At 66.7% G+C, this 23549-nt stretch carries 21 protein-coding genes and 1 tRNA gene; 11 read left to right on the top strand and 11 right to left on the bottom strand.

Annotation, left to right across the window (positions count from 1 at the left end; translation table 11 throughout):
- The first annotated feature begins 259 nt into the window (after nt 1–259).
- From CXQ91_RS02430 to CXQ91_RS02450, 5 genes are all read left to right on the top strand, one after another.
- A complete protein-coding gene (locus tag CXQ91_RS02430) occupies nt 260–1597 on the top strand; it encodes a hemolysin family protein (RefSeq protein WP_104172311.1) in 1338 nt (445 codons plus the stop codon).
- Entirely contained in the window at nt 1594–2664 is a 1071-nt protein-coding gene (locus CXQ91_RS02435; protein ID WP_104172312.1) for a hemolysin family protein, read from the top strand. The genes CXQ91_RS02430 and CXQ91_RS02435 overlap by 4 nt, the downstream gene beginning before the upstream one ends.
- 135 nt (nt 2665–2799) lie before the next feature.
- Nucleotides 2800–3765 (top strand): metal ABC transporter solute-binding protein, Zn/Mn family, encoded by a 966-nt coding sequence (locus CXQ91_RS02440; RefSeq protein ID WP_104172313.1) that lies wholly within the window; start codon nt 2800–2802, stop codon nt 3763–3765.
- A 138-nt stretch (nt 3766–3903) separates the two neighbouring features.
- Nucleotides 3904–4719, top strand: a complete 816-nt coding sequence (locus CXQ91_RS02445) for a metal ABC transporter ATP-binding protein (protein WP_104172314.1) — start codon at nt 3904–3906, stop codon at nt 4717–4719.
- Nucleotides 4720–5607, top strand: a complete 888-nt coding sequence (locus tag CXQ91_RS02450; protein WP_104172315.1) for a metal ABC transporter permease — start codon at nt 4720–4722, stop codon at nt 5605–5607.
- Between the two features lie 8 nt (nt 5608–5615).
- On the opposite strand, the gene CXQ91_RS02455 is transcribed toward CXQ91_RS02450, so the two are convergent.
- Nucleotides 5616–6080, bottom strand: coding sequence for a Fur family transcriptional regulator (locus tag CXQ91_RS02455; RefSeq protein ID WP_104172316.1), 465 nt, complete (start codon nt 6078–6080; stop codon nt 5616–5618).
- A 127-nt stretch (nt 6081–6207) separates the two neighbouring features.
- On the opposite strand from CXQ91_RS02455, the gene CXQ91_RS02460 reads away from it, so the two are divergent.
- Nucleotides 6208–6864, top strand: coding sequence for an MBL fold metallo-hydrolase (locus CXQ91_RS02460; RefSeq protein ID WP_104172317.1), 657 nt, complete (start codon nt 6208–6210; stop codon nt 6862–6864).
- Here CXQ91_RS02460 and CXQ91_RS02465 read toward each other — a convergent pair.
- Nucleotides 6861–7961, bottom strand: a complete 1101-nt coding sequence (locus CXQ91_RS02465; protein WP_104172318.1) for a PLP-dependent cysteine synthase family protein — start codon at nt 7959–7961, stop codon at nt 6861–6863. The two genes, CXQ91_RS02460 and CXQ91_RS02465, sit on opposite strands and share 4 nt — an antisense overlap.
- 136 nt (nt 7962–8097) lie before the next feature.
- On the opposite strand from CXQ91_RS02465, the gene CXQ91_RS02470 reads away from it, so the two are divergent.
- The 3 genes from CXQ91_RS02470 (at nt 8098) to CXQ91_RS02480 (ending at nt 10604) form a co-directional block, all read left to right on the top strand.
- Nucleotides 8098–8934, top strand: coding sequence for a sulfurtransferase (locus tag CXQ91_RS02470; protein WP_104172319.1), 837 nt, complete (start codon nt 8098–8100; stop codon nt 8932–8934).
- A 63-nt stretch (nt 8935–8997) separates the two neighbouring features.
- Nucleotides 8998–10179, top strand: a complete 1182-nt coding sequence (locus CXQ91_RS02475) for an NAD(P)-dependent alcohol dehydrogenase (RefSeq protein ID WP_104172320.1) — start codon at nt 8998–9000, stop codon at nt 10177–10179.
- The gene (locus tag CXQ91_RS02480) at nt 10176–10604 is read left to right on the top strand and encodes an HIT family protein (RefSeq protein ID WP_104172321.1); all 429 of its coding nucleotides are present in this window, start codon (nt 10176–10178) and stop codon (nt 10602–10604) included. The genes CXQ91_RS02475 and CXQ91_RS02480 overlap by 4 nt, the downstream gene beginning before the upstream one ends.
- A 75-nt stretch (nt 10605–10679) precedes the next feature.
- Here CXQ91_RS02480 and hrpA read toward each other — a convergent pair whose 3' ends face one another.
- The 3 genes from hrpA to CXQ91_RS24680 all read right to left on the bottom strand — a co-directional run bounded on the left by hrpA (nt 10680) and on the right by CXQ91_RS24680 (nt 16011).
- Nucleotides 10680–14687, bottom strand: a complete 4008-nt coding sequence (gene hrpA, locus CXQ91_RS02485; protein WP_104172322.1) for an ATP-dependent RNA helicase HrpA — start codon at nt 14685–14687, stop codon at nt 10680–10682.
- A gap of 13 nt (nt 14688–14700) precedes the next feature.
- Nucleotides 14701–15717 (bottom strand): YafY family protein, encoded by a 1017-nt coding sequence (locus tag CXQ91_RS02490; protein WP_104172323.1) that lies wholly within the window; start codon nt 15715–15717, stop codon nt 14701–14703.
- A 126-nt stretch (nt 15718–15843) separates the two neighbouring features.
- A complete protein-coding gene (locus CXQ91_RS24680; protein WP_181038741.1) occupies nt 15844–16011 on the bottom strand; it encodes a hypothetical protein in 168 nt (55 codons plus the stop codon).
- Between the two features lie 81 nt (nt 16012–16092).
- Between CXQ91_RS24680 and CXQ91_RS02495 the strand changes: the two genes are divergently transcribed.
- On the top strand, nt 16093–17061 hold the full coding sequence (locus CXQ91_RS02495) for a GlxA family transcriptional regulator (RefSeq protein WP_104172324.1): 969 nt from the start codon (nt 16093–16095) through the stop codon (nt 17059–17061).
- Here the strand turns inward: CXQ91_RS02495 and CXQ91_RS02500 are convergent.
- From CXQ91_RS02500 to CXQ91_RS02525, 6 genes are all read right to left on the bottom strand, one after another.
- Nucleotides 17058–17360 (bottom strand): protealysin inhibitor emfourin, encoded by a 303-nt coding sequence (locus CXQ91_RS02500; protein ID WP_104172325.1) that lies wholly within the window; start codon nt 17358–17360, stop codon nt 17058–17060. The genes CXQ91_RS02495 and CXQ91_RS02500 overlap by 4 nt on opposite strands.
- A 62-nt stretch (nt 17361–17422) precedes the next feature.
- On the bottom strand, nt 17423–18466 hold the full coding sequence (locus CXQ91_RS02505) for a M4 family metallopeptidase (protein ID WP_104172326.1): 1044 nt from the start codon (nt 18464–18466) through the stop codon (nt 17423–17425).
- A gap of 136 nt (nt 18467–18602) precedes the next feature.
- Nucleotides 18603–18675: transfer RNA gene (locus CXQ91_RS02510), tRNA-Arg, on the bottom strand.
- Between the two features lie 76 nt (nt 18676–18751).
- The gene (locus CXQ91_RS02515; RefSeq protein ID WP_104172420.1) at nt 18752–20263 is read right to left on the bottom strand and encodes a ferredoxin--NADP reductase; all 1512 of its coding nucleotides are present in this window, start codon (nt 20261–20263) and stop codon (nt 18752–18754) included.
- Between the two features lie 5 nt (nt 20264–20268).
- Nucleotides 20269–21141, bottom strand: coding sequence for an FAD:protein FMN transferase (locus CXQ91_RS02520; RefSeq protein ID WP_104172327.1), 873 nt, complete (start codon nt 21139–21141; stop codon nt 20269–20271).
- Nucleotides 21142–21182: 41 nt separating this feature from the next.
- The gene (locus tag CXQ91_RS02525) at nt 21183–21647 is read right to left on the bottom strand and encodes an FMN-binding protein (protein ID WP_104172328.1); all 465 of its coding nucleotides are present in this window, start codon (nt 21645–21647) and stop codon (nt 21183–21185) included.
- 235 nt (nt 21648–21882) lie between these two features.
- Here CXQ91_RS02525 and argS point away from each other — a divergent pair, with 235 nt between their 5' ends.
- Nucleotides 21883–23547 (top strand): arginine--tRNA ligase, encoded by a 1665-nt coding sequence (gene argS, locus CXQ91_RS02530; RefSeq protein ID WP_104172329.1) that lies wholly within the window; start codon nt 21883–21885, stop codon nt 23545–23547.
- The last annotated feature ends 2 nt before the right edge of the window (nt 23548–23549 follow it).

Here is a 23549-nt window from a genome sequence, read left to right on the forward strand (position 1 = left end):
CTGGGGGCTGTCAGCGGAGCAGGAACACGAGCTCCCCGCAGCACACCCACAGAGCCGGCAAACCCCGTTCACGCGCCCATCACTCTGCAGCAGTTCACTCCGCCGCAGCCTTTCAGGAAACAGGGTCGGCACCGGCCGACCATCCTCCGCCGGCCAGTTTCCCCGGCAACACCTTCCACTCTTCGCCCGCTGGACCCCCGGCGCCCACTGATCCCGGTGAGGGACGTCTGCTCGCCGGATATCCGGAGGCCAGCCGCTGATGGAATGGTTGTTGCTTGGAGCAGGCCTCCTGCTCATCCTTGGCACGGGCTTCTTCGTCGCCGTCGAATTTTCCCTCGTCGCCCTTGACCAGGCCACGGTCCAGCGGGCCGTGGACAACGGCGACGCCGCGGCCGTGCCGCTGCTCAAGTGCCTCAAATCGCTATCCACCCAGCTTTCCAGCTGCCAGCTCGGCATTACCCTGACCACCCTGCTGACCGGCTACGTCATGGAGCCATCCGTGGGACAACTGCTGGAAGGTCCGCTGGCCGCGGCCGGCGTTCCCGAGACCGCAGCGGCGTCAGTATCCCTGGTGCTCGCCATGACCATCGCCACCCTGCTGTCGATGCTGATCGGCGAACTGGTCCCCAAGAACATGGCCATTGCGCTCTCGCTGCCCATCGGCAAGGCAGTGGCCCGCCCGCAGTTGGTGTTCACCGCGATCTTCAAACCGGCCATCGTCGTGCTCAACGGATTCTCCAACAAGGTGCTGAACGTCTTCGGACTGGAAGCCAAGGAAGAGATTTCCGGGGCGCGGACACCAGCCGAACTGGCCTCCCTGGTGCGGCGCTCCGCCGCCATGGGAACGCTCGACGCCGGCACGGCCAACTTCATCGACCGGACGCTCAAGTTCTCCGGCCGCACGGCAGCGGACGTTATGACGCCCAGGATCAGGGTGGAGACCATCGCGGCCGAACAGCCGGTGTCGGACATTGTGGACGCCGCAAAGCGCACGGGGTATTCGCGTTTCCCGATCATCGGCGAGTCCGCGGACGACATCCGCGGCCTGGTTCACGTCAAGAAAGCCATCGCCGTGCCCTGGGACCGGCGCGCCAACCTCGAAGCCGGCGCCATCATGACGGACGTGTTGAGGGTGCCCGAAACCATCCACCTGGATGCACTCCTGGCTGAACTGCGGGAAGGAAACCTGCAGCTCGCCGTCGTTCTGGACGAATACGGCGGCACGGCCGGCATTGCCACGCTGGAAGACCTCGTCGAGGAAATCGTCGGCGAAGTCGCGGATGAACACGACAAAGTCAGGCCCGGGCTCCTCCAGAGCGCTTCGGGCGACTGGTATTTCCCGGGGCTGCTGCGCCCGGACGAGCTCTCCGAACAGATTCCAGGCCTGACTGTTCCCGATGAGTCCGCCTACGAGACGGTCGGCGGCTATGTCATGAGCCAGCTCGGCCGGATCGCGGTGGTGGGGGACAGGGTCGACGTCGGAGGCGGAACACTGAGCGTGACCCGCATGGAGGGCCGCCGGATCGACCGGATCTGCTTCAAGCCCTCTCGTGTCCACGGCGAAGAGCATGTTGCCGGCAAGGGAGGCACCGCATGAGCGACTGGGTAGGAATCCTGTGGCTCGTCATCCTCCTGATCGGCAACGCCTTCTTCGTCGCCGCGGAGTTCGCCGTGATGTCGGCGCGCCGGAGCCAGATCGAGCCGCTGGCGGAAGCCGGGTCCATACGGGCCCAGACCACGCTGCGGGCCATGGAAAACGTCTCGCTGATGCTTGCCTGTGCGCAGCTGGGCATCACGGTCTGTTCCCTGCTGATCCTGCAGGTGGCTGAACCCGCGATCCACCACCTGATGGCGGTGCCCCTGGAAGCAGTGGGCCTGCCCATGGAAATCGCGGATGTCGTGGCGTTCACCGTGGCGCTCCTCGTGGTGACCTTCCTGCATGTGACCTTCGGCGAGATGGTTCCGAAGAACATTTCGGTTTCCGTCGCGGACAAGGCGGCCTTGTTGCTGGCGCCGCCGCTGATGTTCATTGCACGGCTCGTGAATCCGGCGATTGTGGCCCTCAACTGGTCCGCAAACCACATTCTGCGCGCCATGCGGATCGAACCCAAGGATGAGGTCAACTCCTCGTTCACCCTGGAGGAAGTCCAGTCGATCGTGCAGGAATCCACCCGGCACGGGCTGGTGGACGATGATGCCGGACTGATCACGGGTGCACTGGAATTCTCGGAACATACGGCATCCCACATCATGGTCCCGCTGGACAAGCTGGTCATGATGAAAGCGGCAACCACGCCGGTTGAGTTCGAAAAGGCCGTGAGCCGCACCGGGTTCTCCCGCTTCCCGATGATGGACGAGGACGGCATGCTCTCGGGCTACCTCCACATCAAGGATGTGCTGTCCATCCCGGAGGGCGACTACGAGCATCCGATTGCGGAAAGCCGGATCAGGTCCCTGGCGAACCTGTCCATGGACGACGAGATCGAGAAAGCGATGTCCGTGATGCAGCGCACCGGTTCGCACCTGGCGCGCGTCATCGGACCCGACGGGAACACCCGGGGCGTGCTGTTCCTGGAAGACGTGATCGAGCAGCTGGTCGGCGAGATCCGCGATGCGACGCAGGCGAAGGGTATCCGCCGGCTGGGTCAGCCGGACGGAGAGTAGGCGCCGGCAGCGCCCGCGCCCTGACCGGTGTAGCCCTAAATAGGAATCATTCCCATTTAGGGCTACACTCGTCTTGTTGCTAATGCTCCTGATTCTCATGTAGCAAGTCCTGACAACCAGATCCGAGGTCCTTCCGTGCGCCGTTCAGCCGTCCTTTCCGTCACCGCCCTTGCCGGCCTGAGCCTGCTGCTGTCAGCCTGCAGTACGACGGCGGGCGGCCAGCAGGAGGGTTCCGGCGCCATCGAGGTGGTCACCTCCACGAACGTCTACGGGGACATCGTCCGCGAAATCGGCGGGGACAAGGTCAATGTCAAGGCACTCATCACCAAAGCTAGCCAGGATCCGCATTCCTACGAGGCCACCACCCAGGACAAACTGGCGGTCTCCAAAGCCAGGCTGGTCGTTGAAAACGGCGGCGGCTATGACGACTTCATCCACAAGCTTGCCGATGACAGCAACCTGGGCCATGACAACATCATCAGCGCCGTTGAGGTGTCCGGGCTTGCCCCCGAGGAGGAGCCGGCTGCCGGTTCCACAGCCGAGGCCGACGAACTCGGTCACTCCCATGACCACGGAGCCTTCAACGAGCATGTCTGGTACAGCCTCGGTGCCATGACCAAGCTGGCCGATGCCGTTGAGGCCAAACTCGCAGCGCTGGAGCCGGCCTCGGCACCGACCTTCCAGGCCAATGCCGCCGCGTTCAAGCAGGAGATTTCCGGGCTCAATGCGCAGGTCACCGGCCTCACGGCGACGGCCGCGCAGGCGCCCGTGGCCGTCACTGAACCTGTGCCCCTTTACCTGCTCGAAGCCGCCGGCCTGGTGAACAAAACGCCGGCTGACTATACGGCCGCGATCGAGGAAGGCTCCGATGTGCCGCCCGCGGCGCTCAAGGAAGCCACGGAACTGGCCGGTTCAAAGGACATCAAGTTCCTGGCCTACAACACGCAGACCGAAGGCCCGCAGACGCAGGCCCTTAAGAAGGCGGCCGAGGGAGCGGGGATTGCGGTGCTTGACTTCAGCGAAACCCTGCCCGACGGGAAGACGTACGTTCAGTGGATGACCGCCAACGTGGACAGCATCAAGCAGGCACTGGGCAAGTAGCCCGCCGCAACTGGACCCCCGGCAAAACGCCGCAACTGGACCGCCGGCAGCGGACCGTGCCGGATTGAACCATCCTTGGACGGGCCGTCCTAAGATGGTGGGGGCGCTTCGCCCCGCATGAATCGAGGATAAAGAACGTTGAAACCGGTAGTGAGCCTCCGCGGAGCCACCCTGAAGTTCGGCAAACGGACGCTCTGGGAGGACCTGGACCTCGACATCAATCCCGGCGAGTTCTTTGCCGTCCTCGGCCCGAACGGCAGCGGAAAGACCACGTTCCTGAAGGTCCTGTTGGGACTCCAGGAGCTCCATTCCGGGTCGGCGACCTTGGGTGGCCGCCCGGTGGAACGGGGAAGCAACCTGATCGGCTACATTCCGCAGCAGAAATCCTTCGCACCGGACACGCCCCTGCGGGCCCGGGACCTTGTGGGCCTGGGCGTTGACGGACACCGCTGGGGCCTGCGGGTGGGCGCCGCCAAGGCCAACCGCCGGATCGATGAACTGCTGGACCTTGTCGGCGCCACGGAGTACGCCAAGGTGCCGGTGGGCCAGCTCTCCGGCGGTGAACAACAGCGGCTCAGGGTGGCCCAGTCGCTGGCCGCGGATCCGCAGGTCCTCCTGTGCGACGAGCCGCTGCTCTCTTTGGACCTTCAGCATCAGCAGGCCGTCAGCGCACTGATCAACAAGCAGTGCCGCAGCCAGGACAGCGCCGTGGTCTTCGTGACGCACGAGATCAACCCGATCATCGATTACGTGGACCGCGTCCTCTACCTTGCCGGCGGACGGTTCCGGGTGGGCAAGCCGTCTGAAGTGATGACTACCGAGGTGCTCTCCGGCCTCTACGGCAGCCGGGTGGAAGTGATCCACGCCAACGGCCGGATGATCGTAGTGGGGCTGCCCGAGGCCGCAACGCACCACCACGAGGACGCACACTCCGTGGCAGGGGAGGTGGGCTAAATGGATTTCGACAGCATCCTGCGTGCCATTTTCAATTTCGAGAACTACGGCGAGCTCCTGGCCCTGGTGCAGAACTCCATCTGGGCCGGCGCGCTGCTCGGCCTCCTGGGCGGCCTCATGGGCACCTTCGTGATGAAGCGTGACCTCGCCTTCGCGGTCCACGGCATCTCCGAGCTATCCTTCGCCGGCGCAGCCTTTGCGCTGCTGATCGGAGCAGACATCGTTTTCGGATCCCTCATCGGTTCGGTGCTCGCGGCGCTGCTCCTGGGAGTGATGGGCGTCCGCGCCCGGGACAAGAATTCCATTATTGGCGTGATCATGCCGTTCGGCCTTGGCCTGGGCATCCTGTTCCTCTCGCTTTACGAGGGGCGGGCTTCAAACAAGTTCGGCCTCCTGACGGGGCAGATCGTGTCCGTGGACACCGTCCAGCTCCAGGTGCTGGCCACGGCCGCCCTGGTGGTGATGATTGCCCTGGTGGCGATCTGGCGTCCGCTCACTTTTGCGAGCGTGGACCCGGAGGTGGCGGAAGCGCGCGGTGTGCCCGTCCGGACGCTGGGCATCGGCTTTATGGTGCTGCTTGGAATCAGCGTGGCGCTGTCCATCCAGGTAGTGGGGGCACTGCTGGTGCTCGCGTTGCTGATCACCCCTGCGGCCGCGGCGCTGCGCGTGACGTCCTCACCCCGGCTGGTGGTGACGCTAAGTGTGGCCTTCGCGGTGACGGCCACGGTGGGCGGGATCATGCTTGCCCTGGGCGGCCGGATTCCGATCAGCCCGTACGTGACCACTCTGTCGTTCCTGATCTACGTTGTGTGCCGGATCGTCGGCGGTGTACGGGCCGGGCGCGGCCTGAACGGGCGCGTGCTCCCGGCGGAGGCCGGAGCAGCTTAGTCGCACACCTAGCCTGCCGCGGCCTTCCGTGCCGTGCAGTCCGGGCACAGGCCGTAGATCTCAACGGTGTGGGCCACTTCGGTGTAGCCGTGCTCCGCTGCGGTCCGCGCGGCCCAGGTCTCTACCGCGGGAGCCTCGACTTCCACAGCCTTGCCGCAGTTGCGGCACAGCAGGTGATGGTGGTGGCCGGTGACGGCGCACCTCCGGTACACGGCCTCGCCCTCGCCGTTACGCAGGACATCCACAAGCCCGTCGTCGGCGAGCGACTGCAGGATCCGGTAGGCAGTGGCCAGCGACACGGAGGTGCCCTGGTTCTGCAGGATCCGGTAGAGCTCCTGGGTGCTGACGAAGTCGTCAAGCTCATCGAGGGCGGCGCTCACCGCCAGTCGCTGCTTGGTGACACGCTGCTCCCTGCCGCCGGTGGCAGCCGGTGCGGCTAGCTTCGTGCCGTCGGCTTTGGCGCCGTGGGCCATGGATGGACTCGCTTCCCTGAGGGGTGTTGGCAATGTCCAAGATTACCAGCCGGGGTTCATGGGCACTGCCGTTCATATGCATGGCCGTTCATGGACAGTGCCGTGCGGGCCGCCCTAGGCTGGCTCCATGAAGTTGACCAAGTACACCCACGCCTGTGTCCGGCTCGAGAAGGACGGCCAGGCGCTCGTGCTGGATCCCGGCACGTTCTCCGAAACCGGCCCGGCCCTCGACTCCGCCGGGGCCGTCCTGATCACCCACGAACACGGCGACCACGTTGATGTCCCCGCCGTTGTCGCGGCCCTGCAGGGCAATGATGCGCTGCAGGTCTTTGCACCCGCTGGTGTAGCAGCGAAGCTTCGGTCCGAAGCGCCGTTAGCGGCCCCGCGGATCCATGCCGTGGACCCGGGCTCGACGTTCACGGCTGCCGGATTCGACGTGCGGACCTTCGGCGGGCAACACGCGCTGATCCACCCGCAGATACCCGTGGTGGCCAACATCGGATACCTCATCGACTCCAATGTGTACCACCCGGGGGACTCCTTCGTTATTCCGGACGGCATCGCGGTCCGGACGCTCCTGGTGCCGGTCCACGCGCCCTGGAACAAAGTGGGCGAGGTGGTGGACTTCGTCATCGGGGTCCGCGCCGCCAAGGCGTTCCCCATCCACGACGCCCTGCTGAACGAAACCGGACTCGGCCTCATTGAAGGGCACGTGAAGCGGTTGGGGGCCAAGTACGGCACCGAGTATGCGCACCTCTCCAGCGGCGATTCGGTGGAGGTCTAGCTCCCTCCGGGCCAGGATCCCTTTTCGAAGAAATCCCTGATGGTGGCCTCGTGCGGCCGCGGGTCCAGGCCGCGCGACTGAAGCCACGCGTCGTTGTAGTAGCTCCCCGCGTAGCGGTCGCCGGCGTCACACATCAGCGAGACCACGCTGCCCTGCGTTCCGTCCGCGACCATCTTCGCGATCAGCTGCCACACGCCCCAGAGGTTGGTCCCGGTGGACGGTCCGGCGTGCAGTCCTGCGAGGCCACGCAGGTGCCGCATCGCGGCCACCGACGCGGCATCGGGCACCTGGATCATGTGGTCGATCACGGCGGGCACGAAGCTCGGCTCCATCCGCGGCCGGCCGATTCCCTCGATGCGGGATGGCATCCCCGTGCTGAAGTCGGCCACGCCGTCCCTCCAGCCGGGGTAGAAGGCGGAGTTTTCCGGGTCCACGACGGCGAGCTCCGTGCCGTGGCGGTGGTACCGCAGGTATCTGCCGATGGTGGCGCTGGTGCCGCCAGTGCCCGCGCCCACCACGATCCACCGGGGGATGGGGTGCTCTTCGAGGGCCAGCTGCCCGAAGATGGACTCGGCGATGTTGTTGTTCCCCCGCCAGTCGGTGGCACGCTCGGCGTAGGTGAACTGGTCCATGTAGTGCCCGCGGGTTGTCGTGGCGACTTCCTCCGCGGCCGCGTAGACCTCCGAGGCGTGGTCCACCAGGAGGCAGGAGCCGCCGAACTGCTCGATCAGGTCGATCTTCTCCGGACTGGTGGTGCGGGTCATGACGGCGATGAACGGCAGGCCAAGGAGCTGGGCGAAGTAGGCCTCGGAGACGGCCGTGCTGCCACTTGAGGCCTCCACGATGGTGGTGCCTTCCCGGATCCAGCCGTTGACCAGGCCGAAGAGGAACAGCGAGCGTGCCAGCCGGTGCTTGAGGCTGCCCGAGCGGTGCGTGGATTCGTCCTTCAGGTACAGCTGGACGCCCCAGTGTTCCGGCAGCGGGACGGAGTAGAGATGTGTGTCCGCCGACCTGTTGTTTTCGGCGTTGATCCTGCGGACGGCTTCATCGGCCCAGGCGCGGTCCTGGCTGCTCACACGGTTACCTGCTCTGCTCACCGATTCAGCCTACCCGGGACGGAGGGCCTCCACGGCTACAGTTGGAATCGGCTGGCCGCCCGCAGCAAAGCCTCACTCATACGCGCGTTTCCTGCACCGGACCGGACAGCCTGTCATCCGAACCAAAGGAGATTTGATGAACCCCCTGATGGACGTGTCCGCGCTGAACCACCGGATGACCTCCGGTGAGCGCACCGTTCTGCTGGACGTGCGCTGGGCGCTGGGCGATCCCCACGGCCGCGAGCACTACCTGGCGGCCCACATTCCCGGCGCAGTCTACGTTGACCTGCCTACCAAGCTGGCAGCGCCGGCGGATCCGGGCCAGGGCAGGCATCCCTTGCCGCCGCTGCAGCAGTTCCGGGAATCGGCGCGGTGCTGGGGCATCCGGGACAACGACGTCGTGGTTGCGTACGACGACACGGGCAGCACTGCTGCCGCGAGGCTCTGGTGGATGCTCCGCAACGCCGGGCTTTCCACCGTTTTCCTGCTCGACGGCGGCCTGTCCGCGTGGCGGGCGGCGGGATACCCCGTCGAAGGCGGCCTCGAGCAGGCCTCGCTGGGCGATGTCACGCTGACCGACGGTGCGATGCCGGTGATCGGTGCAGCCCAGGCCGCGGAGTGGCCTGGGCGCGGCGTGCTGCTGGACGCGCGGGCGGGGGAGCGCTACCGCGGTGAGATCGAACCGGTCGATCCGCGGGCAGGGCACATTCCCGGCGCTGTGAGTGCCCCCACGACCGGAAACATCGGAAGCGACGGACTGTTCCTGCCTCCGGAGGAGCTGCGGGACCGTTTCACTGCCCTGGGGGTGCGTCCGGACGTGCCCACCGCCGTCTACTGCGGCTCAGGCGTAACGGCAGCGCACGAAATCGCTGCCCTGGAAATCGCCGGCTTCCCGGCGGCGCTGTATCCCGGATCGTTTTCCCAATGGTCCAATGACCCTGCGAACGAGGTGGCGACGGGGGCAGCTCCCTAAGGCTGGCGCCGTTGGCCCGGCTCCGATTGGAACAGCGGACCGGGGCAGGGGTAGCGTCGGAGCATGACTCCCGGACGACCCGTACCGCCGCCCCTTGCCAAGCCCATCCCCGGCACTCCGATCCCTGAGGCCGCATCCCTTGCCCCTGGATCCCCACCTGTTTCCAGCCCGCGGCTGGCCGCGGCGTACGGCGCCACGGCCAGCGACAGCGGCCTTGTGCCGCTGACGGTCGCCCGCCGGGCTCCGAAGGACGACGACGTCGAGATCGCCATCGAATTCTGCGGGCTCTGCCACTCGGACGTGCACGCAACACGCGGCGAGTGGGGCGCGCAGAAATACCCGCTGGTGCCCGGCCACGAGATCGTCGGGCGTGTCAGCCGGGTAGGTGCCGCCGTCGGGGATTTCGCCCCGGGTGACCTCGTCGGCGTGGGCTGCATGGTGGATTCCTGCCGGGAATGCGACAGCTGCCTGGACGGACTGGAGCAATACTGCGAAAACGGCATGACCGGTACGTACGGGGCAACGGATGCCCGCAACGGAAATTCCGTCACCCAGGGCGGCTACGCGACCTCGGTGGTGGTGGACCGCCGCTACGTGCTGCGGGTTCCGGAAAACCTTGACCCCGCCGCCGTTGCGCCGCTGCTCTGCGCCGGCATCACCACCTACTCACCGCTGCGGCATTTCGACGTCGAGGCCGGGGACGTCGTGGGAGTGGTGGGCCTGGGCGGACTGGGCCACATGGCCGTGAAGCTCGCCAAGGCCATGGGCGCCGAGGTGAAGGTGTTCACCACCTCCGCATCGAAGTTTGAGGCGGCCCGCGAACTTGGCGCCGACGACGTCATCCTGTCCCGTGACGAAGCGTCCATGGCAGCTGCAAACCGGAGCATCGACGTCATCATCGACACAGTCGCGGCACCGCATGACCTCAACCCCTACTTCCGGACCCTGCGCCTGGACGGCGCGCTGTTCCAGCTGGGCCTGCCGTCCGAAGCGATGCCGCCGGTCAACCCGGGGACCCTGATCCGGCGCAGGATCGCCTACGCGGGCTCCCTGATCGGCGGCATCGCCGAGACCCAGGAGATGCTGGAATTCTGTGCCGAACACGGCGTGGTGTCCGACGTCGAGGTGGTGCGCGCCGACCAGCTGAACGAGGCGTATGACCGCATGGTCGCGGGCGACGTCAAGTATCGTTTTGTCCTGGACACCAGTACCCTCGGGACCCCATCGGAAAAGGCAGACGCATGAGCACCGTTTTCACCAAGATCATCAACGGCGAGATCCCCGGACGGTTCGTCTGGCGCGACCAGGACGTTGTGGCGTTCCTGACCATGGGCCCGCTCGCTGACGGCCACACCCTGGTGGTTCCCACCGAGGAAGTGGACCGCTGGACGGACGCCCCGCCCGCGCTCCTGGCCCGGGTGATGGAGGTTGCCCGGAAGATCGGCGCGGTCCAGGTCGATGTTTTTGATGCCCCACGGGCCGGACTGATTGTGGCCGGGTACGAGGTCAACCACCTCCACGTCCACGTGTGGCCGTCCAACTCCATGGCCGACTACGACTTCGGTTCGGCCGACCAGAATCCCGATCCCGCAGAGCTGGACGCCAACGCCGAGAAACTCCGCGAAGGGCTCCGCCGGGCCGGCCACGGAGAGCACGTTCCCGCATCCTGACACCCTGCCGGGCAGGATTCGGGCGCCGGCGGGCCCCGATCGAGCGCGAACCTGGCGCAGTTCCCCTTCCGGGGGCTACGCCGGGGCCAGAGCCTTGTTCAGCACCGCGCGGATCCGCTTCTCCGAGACGGAATAGGCTGTTCCGAGTTCGACGGCGAAGAGGCTCACCCGCAGCTCTTCGATCATCCAGCGCACCTGGGTTAACTCTGCGCCCGCGCGGCGGCCGGGCAGCAGCGCGGAGACTGCGTCGTCGTAGTCGTCTTCCAGCCCCTGGACCGCTGCCATGCTCAGGGCGTCCCGCTGGACGTTGCCGGGCAGTTTCTCGAGGCGCTTCTCGATGGCGGTCAGATAGCGCGGCAGCTGGCTGAGCTGGGCGTAGCCCGTGCGTGCTACGAAGCCGGGGAAGACAAGCTGTTCGAGCTGGCTCTTCACATCGTTGAGCGCGCTGATCAGGGCCAGGCTGGTGGTCCCCCTGAGCTGCTTTTCGATCCGGCGCGTACTGGCCAGGATCCGTTCGACGACAGCGGTGACCGTGAAGACCGTGTCGATCAGCTCCGCCCGGACCTGCTCGTACAGTGCCTTGAAAGAGGCTTCGTCCCAGGGCAGTTCGGCCGGCGTCAGCTTGTCGATGGCTGCCAGTGCGCAGTCTGCGATCAGCGCGGACACGGAGCCGTGCGGGTTCTGGCTGAACGTCAGCTTCTCAGTGTTGTTCAGGTGCTCCAGGACATACCGGTCCGGCGGCGGCACTTTCAGCGCCAGCAGGCGTATGACGCCGCCGCGCATGGCCTGTTCCTGTTCGGACGTGGTCTGGAACAGCCGAAGCGCAACGGAGGAGCCCTCATCGACCAAGGCGGGGTAGCCGGTGACCGTGTGTCCCTTCACTACTCCCTGGACCTGGCGCTGCACTGTGCCGAAGCCCCAGTCGGTGAGCCCCGTCTTCTCAGCGAAGCCTGGTGTGCCTGCCCCGTCCGGGGACGCCGCAAAGCCGCCGGCCGCCTGCGGGGACCGCGTGGACTGCCCGCCCTTCGGCCCCTTGGGGGCCGTCGTAACCGGGGTTGCACCCAGGGATTCGGCGATGGCCCGCCTCGTGGCCGGTGCCAGCCGTTCCTGCAGTTCCGCGAGGTCCTTGCCTTCATCCAGCGTCCTGCCCTTGGAATCGACCACCCGGAAACTCACGCGAAGGTGGGACGGCACGGCATCCCAGTTCCAGGAACCCGGCGGGATGACCTGTCCGCGGATCCGGCGCAGGACCAGCTCCAGGGAGGGCTCCAGCTCGTCGGTCGCGGGGTCGAAGTCGGCCTCCAGTGCGGCCACGGCCTGTCGCGCGACATCCGGGGCGGGAACGAAGTTCTTGCGCACCTGCTTGGGCAGCGACTTGATCAGGGCCGTGACGAGCTCCACCCGCTGGCCCGGAATGAGCCAGCGGAACGCCGCATCGTCCAGCTGGTTCAGGAAGAGCACGGGCACCTCGGCCGTGACGCCGTCGGACGGGTTGGGCGGGGAGCCCGGCGCAACGGGGTGGAACTCGTAGCTCAGGGGCAGTTCAAAGCCCTTGTGCAGCAAGGTCTTCGGGTAGGCCGAATCGTCGAGCGCGTCGGCGTCCTCGCTGATCAGCAGCGCCTGGTCGAAGTCGAGCAGCGCGGGATCCTGCTGCCGGGCTTCCTTCCACCACTTGTCGAAGTGGCGTTCGGACACCACGTCCTTGCCGATCCGGGCGTCATAGAACCCGAACAGTGTTTCATCGTCCACCAGGATGCCCCGGCGCCGCATCCGGGCCTCGAGCTCCTCGACTTCGTGGAGCAGGGCACGGTTGCGGTGGAAGAACTTGTGGTGGGTCTGCCAGTCGCCCTCGACGAGGGCATGCCGGATGAACAGTTCCCGGCACAGTTCCGGGTCCACCTTGCCGTAGTTGATCCGCCGGCTGGCAATGATGGGCACCCCGTAGAGCGTGACCTTCTCGTGGGCCATCACCGAGCCCATCTTCTTGGACCAGTGCGGTTCGCTGTAGCTTCGTTTGACGAGGTCCGGCGCCACCTGTTCGGCCCAGAGGGGATCGAACTTCGCCGCCACACGGGCCCACAGCCGGCTCGTCTCGACGAGTTCCGCGGCCATCACGAACGTGGGCGACTTCTTGAACAGCGCCGAGCCGGGGAAGACCGCGAACCGGCTGCCGCGGGCGCCCGCGTATTCGCGCTTGCGCTCGTCGAGGATGCCGATGTGGCTCAGCAGGCCCGAGAGCAGGCTGATGTGGATGCCCTCGTGGTTGCCCACCGGATCGGCCAGGCGCTTGTTGTCGAGGCTGATGCCCAGCGGCCTGGCGAGCTGGCGGAGCTGGGCGAACAGGTCCTGCCATTCCCGGACGCGGAGGTAGTTGATGAACTCGGCGCGGCAAAGCCTGCGGAACTGGGTGGAGGAAAGCTCCTGCTGCTTCTCCTGGAGGTAGTTCCAGAGATTCAGGAAGCCGGTGAAGTCCGAGTTCTCATCCCGGAACCGCGCATGCTTCTCGGCGGCGAGCTGTTGCTTGCCTGAGCCGTCCCCTTGGGGACGCTCGCGCGGGTCCTGGATGGTGAGCGCAGCGGCAAGGATCATTACTTCGCGGACGCAGCCGCGCTTGCCGGACTCCACGATCATCCGGCCGAGCCTCGGGTCCACGGGCAGCTGGGCAAGCTGCTGCCCGACGGCGGTCAGGCCGCCGCCGTTCCTGCCGCCCGAAGCACCTGCCGGGCGGCCGCCGTCGGCCGCCTGTTCCTGCGGGCGCGCCGCAGTCAAGGCGCCGAGTTCCCGGAGGAGCGTGACGCCGTCGTTGATGGCGCGGGAGTCCGGAGGCTCCACGAACGGGAAGTTCTCCACGTCCTTGGGGCCGCGGGCCACGCCCATGGCCGTCATCTGCAGGATGACGGCTGCGAGGTTGGTGCGCAGGATCTCGGGATCCGTGAACTGCGGCCTGGACTCGTAGTCCTCTTCCGAATACAACCGGATGGCGATGCCGTCGGAGACACGGCCGCAGCGCCCGGAACGCTGGTTGGCCGAGGCCTGGGAGACACGCTCGATGGGCAGCCGCTGCACCTTGGTCCGGTGCGAGTACCGCGAAATGCGCGCTGTGCCCGTGTCCACGACGTACTTGATGCCGGGCACGGTGAGGGAGGTTTCCGCGACGTTGGTGGCCAGCACAATCCGTCGATTGCGGCCGGGGTGGAAGACCTTGTGCTGCTCCTGCAGGCTCAGCCGGGCAAAGAGCGGCAGCACCTCGGTGCCGGCCAGCCGCCGGTTGGACTGGATCCGGGCGTTGAGGGCCTCGGCGGCGTCGCGGATTTCGCGCTCGCCGGAGAAGAAGATGAGGATGTCGCCCGGCGCTTCGAGGGCCAGTTCGTCGACGGCGTCGCAGACGGCGTCGAGCGGGTCGCGGTCCTCCTCGAGTTCGTCGTCGGAAGAGTTGTCTTCATCGTCGCCGGCAGATGCGGCCCCGCCAGCCGGCTGGGAGAGCGGCCGGTACCGGATTTCCACCGGGAACGTCCGGCCGGAAACCTCGATGACGGGGGAGGGATCCTCTTCCGTGCCGAAGTGCTTGGCGAACCGCTCGGGGTCGATGGTGGCGGACGTAATGATGATCTTCAGGTCCGGGCGCTGCGGCAGGATGCGCTTGAGGTACCCGAGGATGAAGTCGATGTTGAGGCTGCGCTCGTGGGCTTCGTCGATGATGATGGCGTTGTACTTGCGCAGCAGCTTGTCGCGCTGGATCTCCGCCAGCAGGATGCCGTCAGTCATGAGCTTGACCTTGGTGGACCGGCTGACCTCGCCGGTGAAGCGGACCTGGAAGCCCACCTCCTGGCCGATCTCCACGCCTAGTTCTTCGGCGATGCGTTCGGCCACCGTGCGGGCAGCGAGCCGGCGCGGCTGGGTGTGGCCGATCAGTCCGTTCTCACCCAGGCCCAGTTCCAAGCACATCTTCGGAATCTGCGTGGTCTTACCGGAACCGGTCTCGCCGGCAATGATGGTCACCTGGTTGGCCGCTATGGCGGCCATCAGGTCCTCGCGGCGCTCGGAGACCGGCAGCTCGGCGGGGTACGAAATATGAAAAGTCATGGCTGGAACCAGTCTACTGTGGCGCAGCCGGTGAGCCTGGTTCATCGTCAGGGATACCGCCCGACGCCGGCCTGCCGCCGCCCGCCGCCTTCCCCAGCCGTTCGGCCAGCCTGCTGACATGCTGCGCGAACTCCGCCGGGGAGAGGATCTCGAAGTCCATGTCCAGCCCTGCCAGGTGCGCGGCGGGGGCCTCGAGCCGGTCCCAGCCCGCGCGCAGGATGGTCCGGTCCGGTCCTTCGGCGGTCAGGGTGGCCACATGCGGACCCACCAGGGCTGCCACGTCGTGCAGCGGCGCGTGCAGCCGCACCACCACCTCATACCTGTACGGGGACCGCGTCACCGAGCGCTGCACATAGGCTGCCAGGTCCGGCGCGGGCAGCGGGCGCGGCACATACTTCTTCCGTTCCGCCGGCATGGAGGCGAGGCGGTCTGCCCGGAACGTGCGCCAGTCCGCCCGGTCGCAGTCCCAGGCGACCAGATACCAGCGGCGCCCCGTGTCCACGAGACGGTACGGCTCCACCAGGCGGCGGCCCGCGCCGCCGTCGGCCTTTGTGTAGTCGAAGCTCACCTGGCGGTGGTCGGCAATGGCCGTCGACACTGCCGTCAGAAACAGCGGATCAACCGGCGCGGCGTCGCTGGCCAGTGTGGTCACTGCGTTTCGCAGCGTGGAGAACCGGGTGCGCAGCCGGGACGGCAGCACCTGTTCGAGTTTGGCCAGGGCCCGCACGGAGGCCTCGCCGATCCCCGCAACCGGGCCTGCCGCCACCGAGCTGAGGCCCAGGGCCACGGCCAGGGCCTCGTTGTCGTCAAGCAGGAGTGGCGGAAGCTGGGCTCCCGACCCCAGCTGGTAGCCGCCGGCAACACCGGGGGAAGCCTGGATGGGATACCCCAGGCTGCGGAGCTTGCCGATGTCGCGGCGGACGGTCCGTTCCGTCACCTGCATGCGTTCGGCCAGGGCCGGTCCCGTCCATTCGCGGCGCACCTGCAGCAGGCTCAGCAACTGGAGCAGGCGGGCGGAGGTCTGGATCATAGGAACGAATGTACGCCCCTATGCGGACCATAACTGTCCGGATAGGGGCGTAGGTTGCTGTGATGGGTGGAGATGCCGGGCCGTTGGCCGGGCTAGCCCTGCGGCAGCCGGCCACGACGGCGATGGTCAGTAGTTCCTGAGGGTGTAGCTGACGCTCGGCAGTTCCAGTGCGGACCAGTCCTCCTCCGAGCGTTCGGGCGGCGTGTGGCCCCGTCCGTCCTTGAGGAGTGCGGCGATGGTGGCTGACAGGATGACGAGCAACAGGACGATGAGTACGACTCCGATGGTTTCCATGCCTCTATGTTTCTACCGTTGCCGGCGACAAAACAGTGGCAGAAATGACCAAAAAGCTATAATTTCTGCCACAATGGAAGCATGCTCAAATCAGTGGCAGTGATTGTTGTTCCCAACTTTTCCATCTTCGAGTTCGGGACCGCGTTCGAGGTGTTCGGCATTGACAGGTCGGACCGGGGGACCGGGGTTCCGGCCTTCGATTTCCGCGTCTGCACGCCGGAGCCGGGGGATGTCCGGCTCAAGTCCGGCCTGTCCCTGCACGTGGAGCTGGGGCTGGAAGCGGCCGCCGATGCCGACCTCGTGATCATGGCCCCCTATGGCCACGACCAGGACGTCCCGGAATCCGTTTTGGACGCCCTGCGGGCCGCCCATGCCCGTGGCGCCTGGGTGATGTCCATCTGTTCCGGCGCCTTCGCGCTGGCGCGGGCCGGCCTGCTGGACGGGCGCAGATGCACTACGCACTGGCACTATTCGCAGGTGCTGGCCAGCCGTTACCCGGCGGCCCTGGTGGACGAAAATGTCCTGTATGTCCAGGACGGCCGGATCATCAGCAGTGCAGGCACCGCGGCCGGGATTGATGCCTGCCTTCACCTGGTGAGGGTGGAACTCGGCGCCAACGTGGCGGCGAGCATTGCCCGCGACATGGTGGTCCCGCCCCACCGCGACGGCGGGCAGGCGCAGTTCATCGACCGTCCCATTCCTGCCTGCGGTTCACAGCCCATGGAAGAGCTGCTGCGGTGGATGGTCCGCAACCTCGAAAACGAGCACACCGTGAACGAACTTGCGGCCCGGGTCCACATGTCGCCGCGGACGTTCGCGCGCCGCTTCCGGTCCGAAACGGGGGCCACTCCCGCCGCCTGGCTGAACTCCCAGCGCGTGCTGCGGGCGCAGGAGCTCCTCGAATCCACGGAGCTGAACATCGACGAGATTGCCCGCGAGTCCGGGTTCGGCCATTCCGTGCTGCTCCGGCACCATTTCGGCAAGGTGCTGTCCACCAGCCCCCAGTCCTACCGGAGGGCGTTCCGCGGGCAGCTGGAGCCGGCGGTCTAGCCGGACCGGCGTCCGCTGTTCCGAGCGGCTTCGGCGGCTGCCCGAGTGTTGTCCACGAGGACCCGCCACGGCCCCGTGACAGCCTGCTCGGGGAGCGTGGCGCGGTGCTGGCCGGCCTTGATCGAATACGTGAACCTGTCCGGCTGGCCCCCGGCCTCAGCGGACCGCGGGACGGCGTCCCAGGGGCAGGCCTCAACGAGCGGTTCCCAGCGGCTCTTGTCCGTGGGCGTCGTGGCCTGGACACTCCACACCCGCTTGAGCGCAGCAATCCCGCCGCTGCGCTGGACAGTGATCTTCATGGCCTGGTTCCTGTGCTTCCGGTACTGCTGGCCGCCGGCTGACCGCTCCGGCGGCGATCCAGTTACAACTTTACCTTCACAGTTTCCCACGCCTTCCGGACGGCGTCATGTTCGGGGGAGTCTCCACCGAACAGTTCCTTCGCGGATGCGGCGGTGGCTTTGGCGAACTTGGTGAACGTGGCATTGGCCGGCAGGGATCCTCCGGTGAGTGTGTCGTACCAGATCCGGCCCGGAGTTTCCCAGGCGTTGCCGCCAAGTGCCGACGCCACCAGGTAGAACGCGCGGTTGGGGATGCCTGAGTTGATGTGCACGCCGCCGTTGTCCGCACCGGTCCGCACATAGGAATCCATCGAGTCCGGTTGGGGATCCTTGCCCAGCACGTCGTCGTCGTAGGCGGTGCCGGGAGCCTTCAGCGACCGCAGGGCCGCACCTTCCACCTGATCGGTGAACAGGTCTTTGCCGATCAGCCAGCTGGCCTCCGACGCCGGCTGCTGGCCGACGTACTGTTCCACCAGGGCGCCGAACACATCCGAAAGAGACTCGTTGAGGGCCCCCGCCTGGTTCCGGTAGACGAGGCCGGCCGAGTGCTGCGTGACACCGTGGGCCAGTTCGTGCCCGATGACGCTCAGGGACCGGGTGAAGCGCTGGAAGATTTCGCCGTCGCCGTCGCCGAAAACCATCTGGGTTCCGTCCCAGAACGCGTTGTCGTACAGCTTCCCGAAGTGCACGGTGGCATCGAGCGGGAGGCCCTGGCCGTCGATCGAGTTCCTGTCAAAGGCCTCGGCGTACAGACGGTGGGTGTGCCCGAGGCCGTCGTAGGCCTCGTCTGCTGAGGGGTCTCCCGTGGCGGGTTCGCCTTCCTTCCGGACCACCTGGCCGGGCAGGGATTCGGAGCCCTTGGCGTCATAGACCGTGCGGCTGGGCGGACCGGGCTTGAGCTGCCGGATTCCGGAGGGGACGGCTGGCAACGGAAGCGCACGGGTGGCCTGGATGGACCTGACATGGAGCAGCGCTTCCTTGGCTGCCCGCGCAACGGCGGAGAAGCGTGGTTCGTCCCGGGCCGCAAGGCGACGCAGCAGGTAGGGCGGGATGATGGAGCAGTACATGATTTTCCCCTTTGCTCGTCGGCGATGGAACCAGCCTACGAGGGGGCACCGACATTGCCGCGGACGGGACACGCCTTAGGGGCCACACGCGCCTTAAGCAGGAAACCCCGCCAGCTGGGCTGGCGGGGTTTGTCTGTGCCCTCGATAGGATTCGAACCTACGACCTTCTGCTCCGGAGGCAGACGCTCTATCCCCTGAGCTACGAGGGCAGTCAGGGTTCCTGCCGTTGCCGGCGGGACGTCCTAGAGCTTAGCAGGAAGGTGGCCTCCAATGGAAAATCGGCGGTCAGTAGCCTGCAAACGAGTCGGTGTGGATGCGCCGCGCACCGGCGCCGCGGGCGGCGGCTCGCAGCGAGCGGACGCTGGCAGGCGAGCCGGAAACGAACACCTCGCGGCCGGCGATGTCCGGAACAAGCTCCTTGAGCGCGGCACCGTCCAGCCGTGCCGGCGGCCTGGAGACTTTGCACGCGTCTTCCATGAACGACGGCGGCACGGAGCCGTCGGACAGACGGGCAATGACGCGGGCACCGGACTGCTCAAGCGCATCCGCGTAGGCGAGTTCAGAGGCAGACTTCGCCAGGTACAGCAGGACAACGTCGCGGTTCTTCGCAGTACCCGCGGCGAGCTGGGCAAGGTAAGGCGTAATGCCGATGCCGGCCGCAACCAGCAGGACGGGGCCGGCCGGCCTGCGGGGGAGGACGAAGTCTCCGCCCACCGCGGTTGCCGTCACGGAATCTCCGGGCTGCAGCGCAAGCAGGGCACGCTTGGCGGCGGACACGGGTTCGGCAGTTCCCACACCGATCGTGACGTCCCGGGCATCCGGTGCGCTAGTCAGGCTGAACACGCGCCGCCGGCCTTTCCCGTCGGACTTGGCGTGGGGCAGGTGCAGCTCCATGTACTGTCCCGGCGTGAACCGGACCGCGCGTTCGGGCCGGAAGCTGAATTCCGTCGTCGTTGGTGTCAGGGGCCGCGATTCCTGGAAGTTTAGGCGGATGCCGCCGCGCTGCCCGGCCAGGAAGGCAAGCAGGTTTCCCACGAGCAGCGCCAGTTCGGGCGAGTTTGCCACGAATCCCAGGTTGTAGGGCACCGCGAACACCACCCCGACGACGGCGGCGAGCGCCAGCTGCTGCCAGCGCCGCGGCGGTAGGGTCAGCGGTTCGGTCAGCATGAAGCCCACGAAGAACAGCACCGGGCGCTGCGCGAGCGGCTGCCAGAGTGCCCCGCCCAGGGTCATCCCGGCCCGGAGGAGTTCCGTGGCCACAATGGATACGGACACGGCCGTGAACACGGCGCCCATGAGGACTTTCCTGGTGCGGTAGAGCACCAGCAGGATGCCGGGAACCAGGAGGAAGAGCATCGCGGGAGTGGCCGCCCACCACGTGGCGATGTTCAGTCCCGTCAGGCCTGCCGTGAAGGCGCCTGCTGCAGCCGGGTTGAAGATGTGCCGGCCACGCCAGGCCAGGGCGTATTTCGAGGCCGACGCCAGGACACAGGCGAGCGCGACGCCTGCCACGTCCAGGGCCTTAAAACTGGGCCAGAACAGGAAATACAGCAGCAGCCCGGTGATGAGCGATGATTCGGAGTGCGGCCGGACGTGGAACAGCGCGGCCAGCCCGCGGTTCGAGGCGTAGGTCAGTCCCAGGCAGAGCGCCAGGTGGGCCAGCATTTCGGGGATGCCGAACGTCAGCCAGCCGAGGACGTTGAGCAGCAGGCTGTATGCGGCCAGGACGGCAAGCACCCACAGCACCAGGCGGTACATGGTCAGGCGGTTCAGGGACGTGTCCACCCGCTGGATCATGGAACTCATTCGAACAGCACTCCTTCGAAACCTGCTGAGTAGGCGGCACTTCCGTCCGAGAAAACCGTAAGCCAGGAAAACTCAAAATCCTGTTCAAGCGCCTTGCCGGAAACGAAGAACAACGCCGTGGCCAGCGCGTCGGCCGTCATGGCAGTCCCCGCCAGCGCCCACGTGGCGATGACGGTCCGCACCGGTGTCCCCGTGGTGCCGTCCAGCACATGGTGCAGCCCGTCGCCCCAGGCCCGCCGGTTGGCGGCGGAGGCGCAGAGCGCACCGGCGCCCAAGCTGATGGTGCCGATGGCCCGGCCGGGATCGTACGGATGCTCCAGGCCGACGGCCACCGGAGCGGGACCGGAATTGAGGAGGTCGCCGCTGGCGTCGATGAAGTGTTCGCTGACGCCCTGGGACCGGAGTTCCGCTGCCAGCAAATCGGCCAGCTGCCCCTTGCCGGCGGCTCCGACGTCCAGGACCACGGGAGCCGTGGTGGTCAGCACAGTGTCCTGCCAGTCCAGTACGTCGTCCCACGGCGGGGCGGGCAGCGGGGTGCCGCGGGACCGGAGCGAGTAGTCCGCGTCGTAGCCCAGCTGTTCCAGGCTGCCGCCGATCAGCGGAGTCATGGCACCGGCGCTCAGCCGGTAAAGGCTCCGGTACAGGCGGCCCAGCGCCCCCGCACCGTCCGGCATCTGGTAGCGCCCCGCTTCCCTGGCCGCCTGCGCCACGAGGGAGTCCGTCCGGAAACGGGACCACGCGGCGTCGTAATCCTCCACCACGTCCAGGAGCCGGCGGCGCTGGCCCGTGTCCAGGGGGCCGGGCGTGGAAATCTCCCAGGCGGTCCCGATTCCCTCGAAACTAACGGCTGCCCAGCCCGGGTGCGGCACGTGATCTCCTCTTGATGCGGTGAACGGGTTCAGAGCCGTACTTACTGAGCTTCGGACTTGATCTTCTCCACTGCTTGGTTGAAGCCGCCGCTGGTCAGTGAGGAGCCGGCAACCTTGGAGACGTTCAGCTCATCCAGCTTCTTGCCCACGATCTGCGCCTTGATCCCGCCCGCGAACTCGCCCTGGAACTTGCGCGTGTTGGGATTGGAGGGATGCTGGGTGATGTTGACGTCGGACACCGTTCCGCCGGAAAGCGTCAGCTCAACGCCCACGGTTTCCGTGCCGTTGGGGGAGACATAATTTCCGTCGGCGCTGTAGGTGCCGTCCTTGTAGCCGGACGCGGCCGATGTCGAGGCGCCAGTACTCGCAATGGGGGCACCGCTGGTTGAGGCGGCAGTGGACTGTGCCGCCGGTGCCTGGGCGGACGGCGCACAGCCCGCTACGGTTCCGATCAGGGACATGCCGGCGAGGCCGACGAAAACGCTCTTGCGTACCGGGAAGCTCATGCAGGGACTCGTTTCGTGTGGTTGCGTATGGATGCGTCTTGATGGGGACCCGGCACCGGGGTGGCCGGGTGCAGCCACGCAGTTACAGGATGGACAACGTTGGAATCAGCGTAATGGTTCAGGCTGTGACGAACCCGATTCAATTCTGTGAGGCTTCTTATTCCTGTGCGCCTTCGCAGCGTCATGGCATTGCCCCGATTCCGCCGCGATCGCGGGCCACCGGTAGGCTAGAAGTGTGACTCCCGAAGAACTCTCCCTCGCCATATCCGCCTGCCTGAAAGACGCCGTCGCCGCCGGTGATATTGCACTTTCCGCATCAGCCGTGCCGGACGAGGTGCGGGTGGAGCGGCCCAAGAACCGGGACCATGGCGACTGGGCCACCAACATTGCCCTCCAGCTGGCAAAGCAGGCGGGCACCAACCCGCGGGACTTCGCCACCATCCTCAGCGCACGGCTCAAGACCATCGACGGCGTATCGGCCGTGGACATCGCCGGACCCGGCTTCCTGAACATCACCGTCGACGCCGCCGCAGCAGGGACGCTCGCCAAGGCCATCGTCGAAGCCGGTCCGCAGTACGGCACCAACTCGGCGCTCGCCGGCCACGTGGTCAACATGGAATTCGTCTCAGCCAACCCCACCGGCCCGCTGCACATCGGCCACACCCGCTGGGCTGCGCTGGGCGACTCCATCGCCCGCGTGCTCCGGGCCTCCGGCGCAAAAGTCACCGCCGAGTACTACATCAACGACGCCGGCTCCCAGATGAACGTTTTCGCCCACTCGGTGCTGTCCCGGCTGCACGGCCGCGGCGTTCCGGAGGGCGGTTACCCGGGACAGTACATTTCCGACCTTGGCCACCACGTCCTGACGGAACACCCGGACATCCGTGAGCTCACCGACGTGGCGGCGCTGCCGGTCATCCGCAGCGCGGCGTACAAGGCCCAGATGAAGGACATCAAGGACACCCTCGCCGACTTCGGTGTTGCTTTCGACGTCTACTTCTCCGAGCAGGAACTGCACGACGCCGGCGCCATCGAAAGTGCCGTGGCGCGCCTTCGGGAACAGGGCCACGTGTTCGACGACGGCGGTGCCGTCTGGCTGCGCACCACGGACTTCGGCGACGACAAGGACCGCGTGATGATCCGCGCGAACGGCGAACCGACGTACTTCGCCGCGGACGCCGCCTACTACCTCTCCAAGAAGGACCGCGGCTTCGACCAGAAGATCTACCTGCTGGGAGCGGACCACCACGGCTACATCCACCGGCTGAAGGCGATCGCCGCCGCTGCCGGCGACGATCCCGAGGCCAACATCGAGGTGCTGATCGGCCAGCTCGTGTCAGTGAACGGCGCCAAGCTGTCCAAGCGGGCCGGCAACATCATCGAGCTCAAGGACCTCATCTCCTGGCTGGGCAAGGACGCCGTCCGCTACTCGCTGGCCCGGTTCCCGGCTGACTCTCCGCTCACCCTGGACCCCGACCTGCTCAAGAAGCACAGCAACGAGAACCCGGTCTTCTACGTCCAGTACGCCCACGCCCGCTCCCGAGGCACGGCCCGCAATGCCGTGGCGGCCGGAGTGGAACGCCGCGTCGATGGCGAAGACGTGTTCGACGCAGCACTCCTGGACCACGCCACCGAGAACGAACTGCTGTCCTACCTGGGCAGCTACCCGTCCATCGTGGCCAAGGCCGCCGAACTGCGCGAACCGCACCGCGTTGCCCGCCACCTGGAAGTCATCGCAGGTGCCTACCACCGCTGGTATGACGCCTGCCGCGTGGCGCCGCAGGGCGATGAGCCCATCACGGACGTCAACCGGACGCGGCTGTGGCTCAACGACGCCACCAGCCAGGTGCTGGCCAACGGACTGGAACTGCTTGGCGTTTCGGCGCCGGAACGGATGTGACG

Origin of the sequence: Arthrobacter sp. Y81 (assembly GCF_002929335.1) — a bacterium.
GTDB lineage: Bacteria > Actinomycetota > Actinomycetes > Actinomycetales > Micrococcaceae > Arthrobacter.

Excerpts from the sequence above, each read along its gene's own strand:
- CXQ91_RS02470 (WP_104172319.1), top strand. The coding sequence starts at position 8,098 with ATGAACCCCCTGATGGACGTGTCCGCGCTGAACCACCGGATGACCTCC.
- CXQ91_RS02450 (WP_104172315.1), top strand. The coding sequence starts at position 4,720 with ATGGATTTCGACAGCATCCTGCGTGCCATTTTCAATTTCGAGAACTAC.
- CXQ91_RS02435 (WP_104172312.1), top strand. The coding sequence starts at position 1,594 with ATGAGCGACTGGGTAGGAATCCTGTGGCTCGTCATCCTCCTGATCGGC.
- CXQ91_RS02475 (WP_104172320.1), top strand. The coding sequence starts at position 8,998 with ATGACTCCCGGACGACCCGTACCGCCGCCCCTTGCCAAGCCCATCCCC.
- CXQ91_RS02490 (WP_104172323.1), bottom strand. The coding sequence starts at position 15,717 with ATGATCCAGACCTCCGCCCGCCTGCTCCAGTTGCTGAGCCTGCTGCAG.
- CXQ91_RS02460 (WP_104172317.1), top strand. The coding sequence starts at position 6,208 with ATGAAGTTGACCAAGTACACCCACGCCTGTGTCCGGCTCGAGAAGGAC.
- CXQ91_RS24680 (WP_181038741.1), bottom strand. The coding sequence starts at position 16,011 with ATGGAAACCATCGGAGTCGTACTCATCGTCCTGTTGCTCGTCATCCTG.
- CXQ91_RS02455 (WP_104172316.1), bottom strand. The coding sequence starts at position 6,080 with ATGGCCCACGGCGCCAAAGCCGACGGCACGAAGCTAGCCGCACCGGCT.
- hrpA (WP_104172322.1), bottom strand. The coding sequence starts at position 14,687 with ATGACTTTTCATATTTCGTACCCCGCCGAGCTGCCGGTCTCCGAGCGC.
- CXQ91_RS02500 (WP_104172325.1), bottom strand. The coding sequence starts at position 17,360 with ATGAAGATCACTGTCCAGCGCAGCGGCGGGATTGCTGCGCTCAAGCGG.
- CXQ91_RS02505 (WP_104172326.1), bottom strand. The coding sequence starts at position 18,466 with ATGTACTGCTCCATCATCCCGCCCTACCTGCTGCGTCGCCTTGCGGCC.
- CXQ91_RS02495 (WP_104172324.1), top strand. The coding sequence starts at position 16,093 with ATGCTCAAATCAGTGGCAGTGATTGTTGTTCCCAACTTTTCCATCTTC.
- CXQ91_RS02430 (WP_104172311.1), top strand. The coding sequence starts at position 260 with ATGGAATGGTTGTTGCTTGGAGCAGGCCTCCTGCTCATCCTTGGCACG.
- CXQ91_RS02480 (WP_104172321.1), top strand. The coding sequence starts at position 10,176 with ATGAGCACCGTTTTCACCAAGATCATCAACGGCGAGATCCCCGGACGG.
- CXQ91_RS02525 (WP_104172328.1), bottom strand. The coding sequence starts at position 21,647 with ATGAGCTTCCCGGTACGCAAGAGCGTTTTCGTCGGCCTCGCCGGCATG.
- CXQ91_RS02515 (WP_104172420.1), bottom strand. The coding sequence starts at position 20,263 with ATGATCCAGCGGGTGGACACGTCCCTGAACCGCCTGACCATGTACCGC.